Here is a 15,100-nt window from a genome sequence, read left to right as displayed (position 1 = left end):
CTCTTATTGCAAAATAAACACAGTGGCTAAGCCTAAAAAAGACATAAAGCCAACCACGTCAGATACGGTGGTTAAAATCACCGCACCCGACAGAGCGGGATCTTGTCCCATTCGATGCAACACCATTGGAATAATCACACCAGCAATTGATGCAATTGCCATATTAATCCAAATCGCCGCACCTATTACAGTACTGATAGCGCTGTTTTCAAACCAGAGGTGAGCCAGCAAAGCGACCACCAAAGCCCATACTAAACCATTTATCAGGCCAATCCATAACTCTTTATTAAGCAGCCAGCTGCGGTTGGAACCGACAATCTGGCCCATCGCCAAACCACGTACGGTAATCGCCAGAGTCTGGCTACCGGCAATGCCACCCATACTCGCCACCACCGGCATCAGAATCGCCAGAGCGACCACTTGGGCCAAGACTTCTTCAAACTGACCGATTACCCAGGTTGCCAAAAAAGCGGTAATTAAATTAATTCCCAACCAAGTGGAACGATTCTGTACACCGCTGCGAATCCCGGAGAACAGTTCTGAATTCTCACCGATACCGGCCATATTCATCATGGTGGCTTCGGCACGTTCGATGCTCAATTCGTTGATATCTTCGGCATTGATCTGTCCAAGCAAAACTCCCTCACCATCAACCACCGGAACAAAATTCAAATGGGCGGCACGCGAATAGACCATCAACTCATCCACCGATGCGGTATCGAAAATGCTTTGCGGTTCATTCATATATTCGCTGACCTGTGCACTCTGCTCACCGTTCAACAGATCGATCACATTCAGGGTTCCAACCAATACGCCGTCAATATCGACCACCATCAAGTCGTGGTTACCGTGCTTCAAACCACCGCTGATACGCAGATAACGCTGAATCACCTCCAGACGTACATCGGCGCGAATCGTTACCGTATCCAGATTCATATAACGACCGACCTGGTCTTCATCGTAGGCCAGCACACTTTGCACCTGCTCGCGCTGCTCATTATCCAGCGCCAAGGTCACCGCTTCGGCAATGGTGTCGTTAACGACCGATAGAATCCAGACCATATCGCTGGAAGACAAGGTTCGACAGATACGTAACACCGCCTTGGCGCCCATCTGGCTTAATAACTGTTCTCGGATATTATCACTTGAGGCGACCAACACATGACCGCGGTTTTCAGGAGTGATCAGAGCCCATAAGGCGACACGCTCTTTGGGAGGGAAGGCGCTCAATAATCGCGCGATTTCCGCTGCGGTCAAATCGTTGATAAAATCTGCTGTCTGCTTATCGTCAGCCTCTTCCACCATAGTCTGTAATTGCACCAAGTGGTCAGTCGCTTCAAACAACTCTTCTTCAATCAATTGTGCAGACATCTATTCTCCCCAATATAGACAGCAACTCTTATTCAATCAAATTTAAACGAATCTTTCATCACGTCACTAGGTGAGTCACGTTAGCCAATTGCCTGGCCTGTTAAAAAGCAATATCGTCAAGGAATGACAAGGGTGGTCGCTTTGCGAAAGCGCGAATTCTACCCGTTATTTGCAGAAAGAAAAGCCCTAATAAAGACAATTTTAATAATAAATTTACTATACCCGAAAAATTCCAGCGTTTTTACCTTTGTCGAAGCCTTTTGACCACATTCATTGAAGGCTGAATAACCGGCTTTAATCGCTGTTAGCGGCCTGATAGAGCATCACTTGTCGGCACATAAGTTTGCCAAAGCATCGTTAATATCGGCATAGTCAAATGTAAACCCAGCCTGCAATAGCTTAGTCGGGTAGACCGCCGCAGAATGCGTCAACACCTGAGCTCCTTCACCAAACATTATTTTTAGCTGCCACAGCGGTAAAGGCAACCAAAATGGACGCTTCAACTGCTTGGCTAAGGCCTGGCCAAAAACTTGATTACTGACAGGCTTAGGTGACGTCAGATTATAGATACCGTGTATATCGCATTCGGCCGAGCCAGTTTTCTCTATGGCAAACAGCAAAGCACGACACAAATCATCGATATGAATCCAACTGAAACACTGTTGACCGCCAGCAACCGGACCTCCCAGTCCAAGTTTGAAAGCCGGTAGCATTTTCGCCAAAGCGCCACCATCTTTACCCAGCACCACACCAAAACGGAAAATCACCACCTTATCCGCCAGGTTTTTGCTCTGCGCTTCCCAAGCCTGTCCGAGTTGCGCTAAAAACCCACTATCACTGGTCGCGCTGTACTCATCCAATAAATCATCACAAGCGGTTTGCGGATAGATACCGACAGCTGATGCGGCAAAAACCTGTGCCGGCGGTTTCGCACATAAAGATAACGCATCCTTTAACTGTTTCGCAGTATTGATTCGACTGTCAAGCAGCGCCTGTTTATAGGCTTTATTCCAACGCTTACCGATATTTTCTCCGGCCAGCATAATCACCAGATCCTGATCATTAACGGCATCAATCAGGGCGGCACCAGCTTGCTCGCCGTCTGTGAACACTTTACGGCCATAAGCTTTTACCTGATGACCGTGCTGCATCAAAAACTGCTGTAAATGTCGACCGATAAATCCGGTCCCCCCCAGAATAACAATCTTCATGGTACCTCCGAAAAATTAACGACTCTGCAATAGCTGCAAATCTTTTAACACCTCACGTACATGATTATCGGCATCCACTGAACGATAGATTTTGGCAATATTTCCCTGTGGATCAATAATAAAACTGTGGCGTTTGGCAAACCTGATCACCTTCAAATCCAGCAAAGCACCATAATCGGAGGCCACCTCGCCTTTCACATCGGCAAGCAGGTCAAACGGTAACTTATGTTTGGCGGCAAACTTACGATGACTTTCCACCGAATCCAAGGAAACGCCTAAAACTTTCGCATCCTGGGCAATCAAACGATTGATATTATCGCGAAAACTGCAGGCTTCGGTGGTACATCCCGGTGTTTCGTCTTTCGGATAAAAATACAGAACCACCCAAGCACCACGAAACGCTTCTAAAGAGAGGGGTTTGTCTTGCTGGTTTGGCAAACTGAATAAGGGTGCCTGATCGCCAACCTTTAACGTATCCGCTCGAGAAGTTTGACTGAACACCAGCGCCCATAAAATGACCGATGCCAATACCAATAAAAAAGGCAGTTTTTGGCCTAAATAAAACATATCATCTCCCCTTCGCACAACGATGCATTGAAACCCTGAACCATTATTTCAATGTTTACAACAGCGTAATAGGCTTCACTATAAAACAGCTTAAAATCAAAATCATGCGGACAATATTGAAACCCTGACTTAATTAAACCATAAATAGATAAAACCTCACCCGCTAAGACGCCTCCATAAAACGTTTATTTGCTGGCGTTAACGATATAATGACCAACAGACAGAACAGATAAAAAACCCCACAAGATAGATTTAACCACCGCTATGACCATGCCAGAAAATTATCAACTCATCGAGCTCGATTCGGTCGATTCCACCAATCGTTATTTAAAAGATTATTGTCGACAGCAACTACCCGACAAAATGCTGTTCTGCCAAACCCACCGACAAACCGCCGGTTATGGTCAATTGCAACGCAGTTGGTCGAGCAATAAAGATTCGCTGATATTTTCCATTGCTTATCCTTTAGCCACTAAACAGAGGATTAACGGATTGGTAAGCTTGCATCTCGCCAGCTTGATTCAGCAAACCTTAGTGAGCCTTAATCCCACTGAAACGATCAAACTGAAATGGCCTAACGACCTGTACAACGCTCAGGGTAAAATTGCCGGCATTCTCATCGAACAAGTCATTAAAAATGACTATCAGGCTCTGATTATCGGTGTCGGCATCAACCGCCAAAGCGAGCAAACTCATCAAATGCTGTCTGCAATCGAGCAAGTCGGTGCCGTAGCGTTTTTTGATGACCAGCGCTTTTTTCAAACCCTGCATGACAAGCTCATCGCACAACCGCTGACAGAGATCGATTACGATGACTTGCACGGCTATTGGCAGGCGCACGACTACTTCGCTTATCAAGAAACTTTACAACTGATCGAACAACAACAGAGTCAGCTTGTCCAATATATCGGCATTGATGAACAAGGCGCCGCACAAGTGCTACTCGAGCATCAATTAAAAACGCTCTCTTCCGGACAATCCTCTTTACGAAAACTCAATTAATCCATGTAAAAGGCACAGCGCACCACTAGAGTGCACCATTTGAGCACCACCAACCACTAAAATGGGTTTAGGTGGCTTTAAAAACACCTAAAACCCCTAATATCAACATAAAAAACACATATTAAACAACAGCTTAGCAATACACCTTAAATACTGGCACACCCTCTGCTTATTACGTTTTTATAATTTTGTAATACACAAAAAAATGGAATCGATACGATGCAGAGCTCTTCAAGCTGGACCACCCCAAGAACACAACTCGATAAAAAATCCGTTCGCATTCTCACTTTCGCGAGTTTCGCTGTACCCATACTGCTTTGGTGTTTGGTCAGCTATGCGCCGTTTATCTGGCACCCGCAAATGGAGATCACCCATTCTGGTGGTGTGAGCTTTTTTAGAGAAGGCAACCTGGTCGATAAAGAAGTTTTCGAACGAGAATTAAATAAAAAACTTGAAGCCAACCCTGAACTGACTGCCGAGCAACTGCCGCAAGGAATTCCGTCCAACCCGGTCTATCTACCGGCGCCACACGAGGTAGTCACCGCATTCTATACCGCTTTTACCACAGAACCGAAACGCGCCAATGAACCCTGGTTACATGAAAGTCTTTGGCACTCTATTCAGATCATCGCTTGGGGCTTTTTTTGGGCGATGTTGTTTGGTGTGCCTTTAGGAGTTTTGGCAGGGACATATAATGCCGCTTCACACGCTATCGAACCCTTTACCGAATTCTTTCGCTATCTGCCTGCTCCGGCATTTGGGGCGCTCGCGGTGGCGATCTTAGGTATCTACGATGCCCCGAAGGTTGCCATTATCTTTATCGGAACCTTCTTCCAGATGGTACTGATTGTCGCAGCGACTACCCGTAAATTGAATATGGCACTGATCGAAGCTTCTCTAACTTTAGGTTGCCGCGGTCTATCCATGATTCGTCGCGTCATCCTGCCGGGCATCCTGCCGGACCTTTATCGTGATATGCGCATTCTGTTAGGCTGGGCATGGACTTACCTGATCGTTGCCGAATTGATCGGAACCAGCTCGGGTATTACCTGGTTTATTACTCAGCAAGCCCGTTATAAGAATTTTGACAATGTCTTTGCCGCCATTTTGATTATCGGCATGATCGGTCTGATTACCGACCTGATTCTGGCAAAACTTGGTAAACGCCTGTTCCCATGGCACAACGCAAAATAAGCAATACAGAGGCAACCCGAAGATGAATACAGAACACCCGTTATACAAATGGTTTACTCCTGAAATTGCAGATCGTAGCGCACGCATTCTAAAACGCCCTGCGGCTTTGAAAATCGAAGGTTTACATAAAAGCTTTGATCATAAAGGCACGCCGGTTAAGGTATTGAACGAGATCGACTTCACCGCCTACAAGCGCGAGTTCATCTGTGTGGTTGGCCCTTCTGGCTGCGGTAAATCGACTTTGGCGCGCCTGATCGCCGGATTGGAAACCCATGAACAAGGTGCGATTGTCATCGATGACAACACCGTCACAGGCCCTGGCCCTGATCGCGGTATGGTGTTTCAAAGTTATTCGCTGTTTCCGTGGTTGACCATCAAGCAAAACGTCATGTTTGGTCTGACTCAGGCCGGCATGGCTTATAACACTGCCGAAGCCGAAGCGTTTCAATGGATTGATCTGGTCGGCTTGACCAAGTTTGCCGATGCTTATCCGCATCAGTTATCCGGGGGGATGAAGCAGCGTGTCGCGATTATTCGCGCCTTGGCCAATCAACCGAAAATCCTTTTGATGGATGAGCCGTTTGCCGCCTTGGACCCGCAAAACCGTTTGAAGATGCAGCAATACCTATTGGAAATCTGGCAGAACATCGATATCACCATTTTTTTTATCACCCACGATTTGGACGAAGCGATTTATCTCGCCGATCGTATTCTGGTTTTGGAAGCCAATCCGGGGCAAGTCGTTGAAGCCTTAGAAGTGCCGTTACCTCGTCCGAGAAAAGCCGACACTTTGCTTAGCCCTGAATTTTTAGCGACCAAAGCTTATTTGGAAAAGCTGGTTCATCCCGAACATGAAGAGATTGATATGGATGACAAGCTCAGCATGGTTCGTATGGTTCCGGTTAATTCCGAAGTACCGGATATTTTTTAACGCCATTTAACAGAAGGAAGACAACGATGTCTCAAAGTAATTTAGTTAGAACAAGTGCGTCTCTTCCAGCCAATGTATTGGAAGATTTGGAACAGCTCACCGCTGCACGTGGCTTTAAAAACCGCTCGGCCTTACTGGCGGATTTGATTCGCAAAGAATCGGCCTCATTCAAACAGAATTTCACCAATGACATTATGGCCGGTACTTTCACCTTGGTTTACAACCATACGGTGCCAGGATTACAGCAAAAGCTGAATCAGCTCAAACACCAACATGTCGCCGAAATCATTTCCAGCACGCAGATTCAACTGATGGATCAGCACACCCTAGAGGTGAACCTGATGCAAGGCCCTGCTCAGGAGCTTAAACGCATCAGCGATGAGATGCAGGCGTTTCGTGGCGTGAAGAACTCAAACCTATACCTGACGCACTCTGCGTTGCCCCCTATTTATACTTCAAGCAGTCCTGATAAGGACAGTCAATCAACTACAGGAGAATAACCATGGCTGAAGTTAGCGAATATAACGGCCTTATCTGGAAAGAGAGCTTTCCCGGTGGCGCCCACTGGTCTGGCGTGATTCGCCGCGGTACGGTGCTTCGTCTGACGGATATTGAAGGCGGCGCCAATATCGCCATGTTAATGAACAATATCGAAGTCAAAAACGAACGTTTCAATATGCCGGATACCTTGAAGGCACAGAAAACCGCCTTTTTGACAACACCGAATATGTGTTTCAGCGATATGGGACGCGTTATGTGCTCGGTCATCGCCGACAGTTGTGGCTGGCACGATACCATCGGTGGTATCAGCAACGCTGCGATGGTGGAACGTAAATACGGCGTAAAAACCTATCAGCAAGCGCATAACGACTATTACAAAAATGCCTATGACGGACTGATTAACGAGTTGTCCAAATGGGGATTGAACAGTAGCGATATCGTGCCCAATATCAACTGGTTTTCCAAAGTCCGTGTCGAAGATGACGGTGCCATGACTTTTATCGAAAACAACTCAAAAGCCGGTGACTATGTCGATTTACGTTTTGAAATGGACTGTATTGTCTCACTATCAAGTGTGCAGCACGCCATGGATCCAAACGCGGAATATAAGCCAAAACCGATTGAGTTAAGTGTATTTAAAGCACTGCCTGTCGCTCAAGATGATCCATGCCGCATACACCGAGGCGAAAACGAACGCGCCTACTACAACACCAAAGTATTTTATGGGGAGAATCCTAATGACTGAAAAATTTGACGAAAGCCGTATCGTTTACCGTGAAGTGGTCGAGGCTGGCAAACCTTGGATGCATGAAGTCAAAGCCGGGCAATTCTTCCGTATTGTTGATCTGGAAGGAAATGAAGCGGTCGACACCCTGTTTTATAACGCCACTGACCACGATGAACGCTATTCAGCGACCGATACCATTCGTGAGCAAGGTAATATCTATCTGACCACAGGCAGCGTATTGCGCTCTAACTTGGGTAATCCGATGCTAACCATCGTCGATGATACCTGTGGTCGCCACGATACCATTGGTGGCGCTTGCTCGGCGGAAAGTAATACCGTGCGTTACGCCATTGAAAAACGTCATATGCACTCTTGCCGTGACTCTTTTCTCATGGCGCTGGGTAGCTGTTCTTGCAACCACGACAAAAAAATGAGCAAAGACGATCTATCGAGCAATATCAACTTCTTTATGAATGTGCCGGTCACCCCAGACGGCCATCTGGATTTTGATGACGGTATCTCCGCTCCAGGCCGTTATGTGGAAATGCAGGCGCATATGGATACCTTGATTTTGGTGTCGAACTGCCCACAGCTCAACAACCCGTGCAACGGATATAACCCGACACCAGTAGAAATGGTTATCTGGGAGTAAAAAACTATTGTGAAGCTCAAGAGCTGCGTTAGGCGGTGCTCAAAACGCAGAACTCGACGCCCGAAGGGGTAAGTTGAGAAATCCTCATGTATTCAAACATACACTGCGGTTTCTGCGCTCCGTCCGCCTTGCTCTTGAACTTCTCATCACGTTTTTACAACGCCATCAGAAATTTAATGGCGCTAAACCTAACACTTAAGTCACTGCTGACGTTTTTGAGATTAGATATAAGGACTCAAATTTTGGTTCTCATTACGCTCTCATAGATAAAACGCAAATCCTTGATTGATTTGCAGCAAACAAATTTTTAAACAATATAAAAACAACAATATCCCAGGACGACCTGGGTCGTAGACTAAACGCGCTCAGAACGATCTGAGAAAAGGACATACAATGTTTAAGAAAGTACTCATTGCCAACCGCGGCGCCATCGCCACCCGTATTATGCGCACGCTGAAAAAGATGAATATCGCTTCGGTCGCCCTCGCCTCAGATGCGGATCGTGCGTCATTACATGTTCAGCAAGCCGATGAAGTCATCTTTCTTAAGGGTAATACCGCCTCGGAAACCTATCTGAATGTCCCGTTTATTCTTGCCGAAGCAAAAAGGCTTGGCGTCGATGCGGTCCACCCGGGTTACGGTTTTTTAAGCGAAAACACCACTTTTGCCTCGGATTGTGAAGCCGCCGGTATCACCTTTATCGGCCCGACCAATGAACAGATTCGAGATTTCGGCCTGAAACACACCGCTCGCGAACTTGCAATCAAAGCCAAGGTGCCTTTACTGCCGGGTTCGGGTCTACTGGATTCTGTTGAACAGGCTTTAAGCGAAGCAGAGCGCATCGGTTATCCGGTCATGCTCAAAAGTACCGCCGGTGGTGGCGGTATCGGTATGCAAAAATGTGACAATGCCGAGGATTTGAATAATGCGTTTGAACAGGTCAAACGTTTGAGCCAGAACTCTTTCGGTCAAGCCGGTTTGTTCCTGGAAAAATTCGTTGTCCATGCACGCCATATCGAAATTCAGATTTTCGGTGACGGTCAAGGTAATGTCGTGTCTTTCGGAGAACGTGACTGTTCTTTACAACGCCGTAACCAGAAAGTGGTTGAAGAAACTCCCGCACCGGGCATCAGCCGTGAGCAAGTCCAGCAGATGGAAGATTATGCGATCGAGTTATGTAAACTGGTCAATTATAAATCGGCCGGTACCGTCGAATATGTCTATGATGCCGACAGCAATGAGTTCTATTTCCTTGAGGTGAATACCCGATTGCAGGTGGAACACGGTATTACCGAAACGGTGCGCAATGTCGATTTGGTCGAGTGGATGATCAAAGTCGCCTACGATTCGAAACTGCCTTTATCCGCCGAACAGATTCCAGCGCCGCAAGGTCACGCCATTGAAGTGCGTGTTTATGCTGAAGATCCATTTAAAAACTTCCAGCCAAGTGCCGGAAAAATCACCGGCTGGCAAATGCCAAGCAACTGCCGTGTCGATACTTGGTGTGGTCGCGGCATCGAGGTCAGTTCGTTTTATGATCCGATGATGGCGAAAATCATTGTTAAAGGCGAGAGCCGTGAAAGCACGATCAGCGCTTTGCAAGACGCATTGCATGAAACGCAGATTCACGGCTTTGAAACCAATGTCGCTTATCTTGAAGCGCTTAGCCATAATGATACCTTTAAAGTCGGTGCTCAGCTGTTCACCCAGTTCTTGAACGGTTTTAAACACACCCCAAATACGATTGAGGTCACTAATCCGGGAACTCACTCTATGCTGGTGAGCTATCCGGGGCGAGTCGGCTATTGGGATATCGGTGTGCCACCATCAGGGCCTATGGATGCGCTTTCCCATCGTTTGGCGAACCGTTGCCTAAACAACCCGGAAGATGCCGCGACCATTGAAATGACGGTATCGGGTATCAGTATGAAATTCGATACCGATACAATGATCTGTATTACCGGTGCCGATATTAAAGCCACCCTGGATAAAGAGCCGATTGCCCAAAACCGGGCGATTAAGGTCAAAGCCGGTCAACAACTGAAATCAAAAGTCATTAAAGATATCGGTCAACGCGCCTATCTGGCAGTATTAGGCGGCTTTGATGTGCCCGATTATATGGGCAGTAAAACCACCTTCTCTTTAGGCGGCTTCGGTGGTCACGGTGGTCGCCTGTTACGTATTGGTGATGTGTTGCGTGTACAGAATCTAGATACACAGGATGAACTGATTAAACTACCTGACAACGCTATTCCAACTTTAGGCAACCTGTATGAAATCGCAGTCATTTACGGTCCGCAAGGCTGCCCGGACTTCTTTACCGAAGACGATATCGAAAACTTCTTCTCTGCCGAATGGAAAGTACATTACAACTCAAGCCGTACCGGGATTCGATTGATTGGCCCGAAACCGCAATGGGCTCGCAACAGTGGTGGTGAAGCCGGCCTACACCCTTCCAATATCCACGACAATCCCTATGCCATCGGTGCAATCGATTTCACCGGTGATATGCCGGTGATTCTCGCGCAAGACGGTCCAAGCTTAGGGGGGTTTGTCTGCCCAGCCACCATTATCGAAGCCGAACAATGGAAAATGGGGCAACTGCGCCCGGGCGACAAGGTCAAGTTCAAGGCGGTTAGTACAGCGGAAGCGGAAAGAGCGTTAAAAGCCCAAGAAGCGGCAATTCTCTCACTAAATGACAAGGTCACGCCTACTCTAGAGTTTTTAGACAGTTCAACCGAACAATCCTGCATTGCTTTTGAACAGGACCATACGCAACATGAAATCGGCGTTAAATACCGCCGTTCCGGCGACTCTCACCTTCTCATCGAATATGGAGCGATGGAACTGGATCTGGCGTTGCGTTTCCGTATTCAGGTGTTGTTCGAAAAGCTGCGTGATTTGCGTGATAACGACAACCCGGCGCAAAAATGGGCGTTTTTGAAGGACCTGACACCAGGTATCCGTTCGTTGCAGGTGCATTACGACCCAAGACAAATCTCACAACAAGATTTACTGGAAAAATTGATTGCGCTGGAAAGCGAAGTCGGTTCCGGTAAGGACCTGACGGTAAAAAGTCGCATTGTTCATCTGCCGTTATCTTGGGATGATCCGAGCACACGTTTGGCAATTGAAAAATACATGACCACGGTCCGTCCTAATGCCCCATGGTGTCCGAGCAATATCGAGTTTATCCGCCGAATTAACGGCTTGGACAGCATTGAAGATGTCAAAAAGATTGTCTTTAACGCCAACTATCTGGTGATGGGCTTGGGTGATGTCTATCTGGGCGCTCCGGTTGCAACCCCGCTTGACCCTCGTCACCGTCTGGTCACCACCAAATACAACCCGGCACGAACCTGGACACCGGAAAACGCCGTCGGTATCGGTGGTGCCTATATGTGCGTTTACGGTATGGAAGGCCCGGGCGGTTATCAGTTTGTGGGTCGCACCATCCAGATGTGGAACGCCTATTTCCAAACACAGAACTTCAGTTCCGACAAACCTTGGTTATTGGATTTCTTCGATCAGATTAAATTCTATCCGGTCAGTGAAGAAGAACTGAAACAGGCACGTCTCGATTTCCCTCTGGGACGTTTTGACATTGAAATCGAAGAGACCGAACTGTCATTGAATGCTTATCAGCAGTTCCTTGCCGAAAACGACGACAGCATTGGCGAATTCCAAGACACTCAGCAGGCCGCATTCGAAGCCGAGCGTTTGTACTGGGAAGAATCAGGATTGGCGAACTTCGAATCGGACACCGAACAAGAAGAATTGCAAGCCGATGCACCTTTACAGATTCCAGAAGGGTTTGCCGCGGCCAATTCGCCGATTACCGGCAGTGTCTGGAAACTGCAAGTCAAACCAGGAGACCGCGTCGAAGAGGACCAGGTGATCGCCATTTTGGAAACCATGAAAATCGAAATCCCTGTCAATGCCGAATTCAGCGGCACAGTAAGCGAAATTTTAGTGAATGAAGGCGACCTGATTCAAACCGGTCAGGCACTGATGGTATTAAAGGAAGACACCCATGCATGAATTAAACCTTAGCCTTGAATCGCTACAAAAGCTCTACCAAACCGGCGGTTTAACGCCGCGTGGTCTGATGGCGATGCTGCGTGAAAAAGCCACCCACTATGAGCATTACAATGTGTTTATTCACCTGCTCAATGAGGCTGAATTGGAGCCCTATATCAGCCGCTTGGAAAGCAGCGAGCCGAACAGTTTGCCTTTATGGGGCGTGCCGTTTGTCATCAAGGACAATATCGATTTAGCAGGTATTCCTACTACCGCGGCTTGTAAAGAATACAGTTACATTCCAGAAGAGTCCGCGACTGTGGTGGAATTATTGATCGAGGCCGGTGCGATTCCTTTAGCGAAATCGAATATGGATCAGTTCGCCACCGGATTGGTCGGTACACGTTCTCCTTACGGGGTTTGTCATAATAGTTTCGATTTCAAAATGATTTCCGGTGGTTCCAGTTCCGGTTCGGCAATCTCTTTGGCATTGAACCTATGCACTTTCTCGCTCGGCACCGATACAGCAGGTTCCGGCCGAGTACCTGCCACCTTCAATAATCTGGTGGGTCTAAAACCCTCCAAAGGGCTATTGAGTACAAAAGGCGTGGTGCCGGCTGTGCGCTCTCAAGATGTGGTGAGCATTTTCGCCCTGAATGCGCAGGATGCTTATAGCGTCATGCAGGTCAGTGCACAGTTTGATGCCGAAGATGAATTCAGTCGAGAACTGGACAGTCTCAATGCGCCGGCTTGGGCAGTCAAACCGATTATCGGCATTCCCGACAAGGCCTCGCTGTTTTTTGCCGGTGATAAGGATGCCGAGCAAAATTTCTTGTCAAGCCAAGCTAAAATCGAAGCTTTGGGTTACCAGACCAAAGAAGTGCCTTTCGCTATCTGGATTGAAACCGCCAAGCTGCTTTATGGCGGTGCCTGGGTTGCCGAGCGTTATGTCGCGATTGAAGCCTTCTTCGAACAAAACGAAGAGATTATGGATCCGACGGTAGCGAATATCGTTGCCGGAGCGCGAAACCTTTCCGCCGCCGATGCCTATAAAGGCAGTTATGCGCTGCAAAACGCGCAACGCAAGGCTGAAATTATCTGGAATGAGTCTGGCATTGATTGCATGATGACACCGACCACTCCGACCATCTATTCCATCGAGCAGATTAAAAACAATCCTATTGGACTAAACTCGATCTTAGGAACCTATACCAACTTTATGAATCTATTGGATTATGCCGCTGTCGCGATGCCGACCGGATTCAGACAAGACCACCTTCCCACCGGCGTGACCTTGTTTGCCCCTGCAGGCAGTGATGCCAAGCTATTGCAACTGGTCGACAGCCTGCAACCGCATTTTGTGCAAACGGCAGGCGCAAAAGAGCTGCCTTTACCTCAGAGCAATAGCAGCCATTTTACCAATAGCCAGCATATCGAATTGGCCGTGGTCGGCGCACATTTGAGTGGTTTTCCGCTGAATGGCCAATTGCTTGAACGCAATGCCAAGCTTTTGCAAACCACCAAAACCGCTGAAAAATATCGTTTTTTTGAGTTAGCAAGCCGCCCTATTCTTAAACCGGGATTGATTAAAACCGATCAAGACGGACAAAGCATTGAGGTTGAAGTCTGGTCGATGCCCAAAGCGCATTTAGGTTCGTTTTTGGCATTGATTCCTTCACCGCTCGGCTTAGGCAAAATCGAGTTGATTGACGGCAAGGAAGTGGTCGGTTTTATCTGTGAACCTTACGGTATTGAAGGCGCTGAAGATATCAGTTCAACCGGAGGTTGGCGTAATTGGATGTCTAAGCGATCGGCTAGTTAATTCGTAGAAAATGACGCTGTTTAACTAGGGTCAACTGAATTCTACGGCAAACGGCGCATTCTCTTTCAAACCAATAGCCGAGCATAAATTATTTGATTCTCTGGCTAGCAAAATAGGCCGCGCCTAATAAGGGCGCTTCCGGGTTATCGACAATCCTGACTGGAATTTGTTCAATCGCGTGACGCATTCGGCCCTTATCCAGAAAACCTTCCATAAACAAGCCGTCCTTCATCGCTTGTTTGATTTTTGGGGCAATGCCTCCAGCAATATAAACACCTCCTAAAGGCAGGGTTTTCAAGGCAAGGTTACCGGCTTCGGCGCCATAGATACGGCAAAACATTTTCAATGCTTGAGAACAGAGTAAATCATGATCTTCCAGAGCCGTTTGACTGATCAGCGCATTGCGATCTTCAGATTGCATACGTTTCTCCAATTCCATATCGGATTTGGCAAACTCAATGCTTTTCAAAAAGTCATAAATATTACCAAAACCGTCTCCGGACAAAAGACGCTCGATACTGACATGACCTTGAAAACGTTGGCGTAAGAATAGCAGCAAATGGTCTTCAAATTCATTTTGTGGTGCAAACTCACAATGGCCGCCTTCGGTCGGCATGGCGTGGTGTTGTTCACCATCAAAAAATAGAATGGCCTCCCCCAAACCTGTACCGGCGGCAATCACCGCAATATGCCCTGATTGCTCTATAGCATTAGGGTTCAGCTCATGAAAGCTATCCAGTTGCAAAATGCCGTAAGCGGCGGATTCCAAATCATTAAGCAGATGCACTTTTTCGATATTGAAGGTTTGCTGGATAGTTTTCGCATCGATTGTCCAAGGTAAATTCGTGGTAACGCAACATTGGTTTTTGATAGGTCCGGCAATCCCAAACGCGGCGCAATCAATAGAAGAATCTTCGCCAAGGAATTCTGCAATCAGGTCTTCAAAACATGAATGTTTACCACTTGGATAAATGGCTTTGCAAATCTCTGCAAGCTCGCCTTTCTCTGCCTTATAAATCGCCAAAACCGTTTTGGTGCCACCGACATCGCCAGCCAATACTCGAGACATAAACCACTCCCATAATGATTGCTAATTTGTAAA

The 15,100-nt window shown here is 47.3% G+C and carries 12 protein-coding genes; 8 read left to right on the top strand and 4 right to left on the bottom strand.

Annotated elements, in window-relative coordinates:
* Nucleotides 1-3 precede the first annotated feature (3 nt).
* From FE785_RS04470 to FE785_RS04460, 3 genes are all read right to left on the bottom strand, one after another.
* Nucleotides 4-1,371, bottom strand: a complete 1,368-nt coding sequence (locus FE785_RS04470) for a magnesium transporter (RefSeq protein ID WP_138564618.1) — start codon at nucleotides 1,369-1,371, stop codon at nucleotides 4-6.
* Between the two features lie 323 nt (nucleotides 1,372-1,694).
* Nucleotides 1,695-2,582, bottom strand: a complete 888-nt coding sequence (locus FE785_RS04465; RefSeq protein WP_138564617.1) for a TIGR01777 family oxidoreductase — start codon at nucleotides 2,580-2,582, stop codon at nucleotides 1,695-1,697.
* A 15-nt stretch (nucleotides 2,583-2,597) separates the two neighbouring features.
* Nucleotides 2,598-3,149 (bottom strand): peroxiredoxin, encoded by a 552-nt coding sequence (locus FE785_RS04460; RefSeq protein WP_138564616.1) that lies wholly within the window; start codon nucleotides 3,147-3,149, stop codon nucleotides 2,598-2,600.
* Nucleotides 3,150-3,419: 270 nt separating this feature from the next.
* Between FE785_RS04460 and FE785_RS04455 the strand changes: the two genes are divergently transcribed.
* The 8 genes from FE785_RS04455 to atzF all read left to right on the top strand — a co-directional run bounded on the left by FE785_RS04455 (nucleotide 3,420) and on the right by atzF (nucleotide 13,998).
* Nucleotides 3,420-4,151, top strand: a complete 732-nt coding sequence (locus FE785_RS04455) for a biotin--[acetyl-CoA-carboxylase] ligase (protein WP_168188910.1) — start codon at nucleotides 3,420-3,422, stop codon at nucleotides 4,149-4,151.
* Between the two features lie 219 nt (nucleotides 4,152-4,370).
* Nucleotides 4,371-5,345: an ABC transporter permease gene (locus FE785_RS04450; RefSeq protein WP_138564614.1), complete on the top strand. Its 975-nt coding sequence runs from the start codon at nucleotides 4,371-4,373 to the stop codon at nucleotides 5,343-5,345.
* 22 nt (nucleotides 5,346-5,367) lie between these two features.
* The gene (locus tag FE785_RS04445; protein ID WP_138564613.1) at nucleotides 5,368-6,276 is read left to right on the top strand and encodes an ABC transporter ATP-binding protein; all 909 of its coding nucleotides are present in this window, start codon (nucleotides 5,368-5,370) and stop codon (nucleotides 6,274-6,276) included.
* A 26-nt stretch (nucleotides 6,277-6,302) separates the two neighbouring features.
* On the top strand, nucleotides 6,303-6,776 hold the full coding sequence (locus FE785_RS04440) for a CopG family ribbon-helix-helix protein (RefSeq protein WP_138564612.1): 474 nt from the start codon (nucleotides 6,303-6,305) through the stop codon (nucleotides 6,774-6,776).
* Between the two features lie 2 nt (nucleotides 6,777-6,778).
* Entirely contained in the window at nucleotides 6,779-7,522 is a 744-nt protein-coding gene (locus FE785_RS04435; RefSeq protein WP_138564611.1) for an urea amidolyase associated protein UAAP1, read from the top strand.
* Nucleotides 7,515-8,156 (top strand): urea amidolyase associated protein UAAP2, encoded by a 642-nt coding sequence (locus tag FE785_RS04430; protein ID WP_138564610.1) that lies wholly within the window; start codon nucleotides 7,515-7,517, stop codon nucleotides 8,154-8,156. The genes FE785_RS04435 and FE785_RS04430 overlap by 8 nt, the downstream gene beginning before the upstream one ends.
* Before the next feature lie 393 nt (nucleotides 8,157-8,549).
* Nucleotides 8,550-12,197 carry an urea carboxylase gene (uca, locus tag FE785_RS04425; RefSeq protein ID WP_138564609.1) on the top strand — a complete coding sequence of 1,216 codons (3,648 nt, stop codon included), beginning with the start codon at nucleotides 8,550-8,552 and terminating at the stop codon, nucleotides 12,195-12,197.
* Entirely contained in the window at nucleotides 12,190-13,998 is a 1,809-nt protein-coding gene (atzF, locus tag FE785_RS04420) for an allophanate hydrolase (RefSeq protein ID WP_138564608.1), read from the top strand. Before uca ends, atzF begins: the two co-directional genes overlap by 8 nt.
* A gap of 88 nt (nucleotides 13,999-14,086) precedes the next feature.
* Here the strand turns inward: atzF and glk are convergent, their stop codons facing one another.
* Nucleotides 14,087-15,067: a glucokinase gene (glk, locus tag FE785_RS04415; RefSeq protein WP_138564607.1), complete on the bottom strand. Its 981-nt coding sequence runs from the start codon at nucleotides 15,065-15,067 to the stop codon at nucleotides 14,087-14,089.
* Nucleotides 15,068-15,100: the final 33 nt, after the last annotated feature.

Origin of the sequence: Thiomicrorhabdus sediminis (genome assembly GCF_005885815.1) — a bacterium.
In the GTDB taxonomy this organism is placed as follows: domain Bacteria; phylum Pseudomonadota; class Gammaproteobacteria; order Thiomicrospirales; family Thiomicrospiraceae; genus Thiomicrorhabdus; species Thiomicrorhabdus sediminis.
Note: the sequence above shows the minus strand (reverse complement) of the source record. Positions and strands in the feature narration are given on the sequence as shown.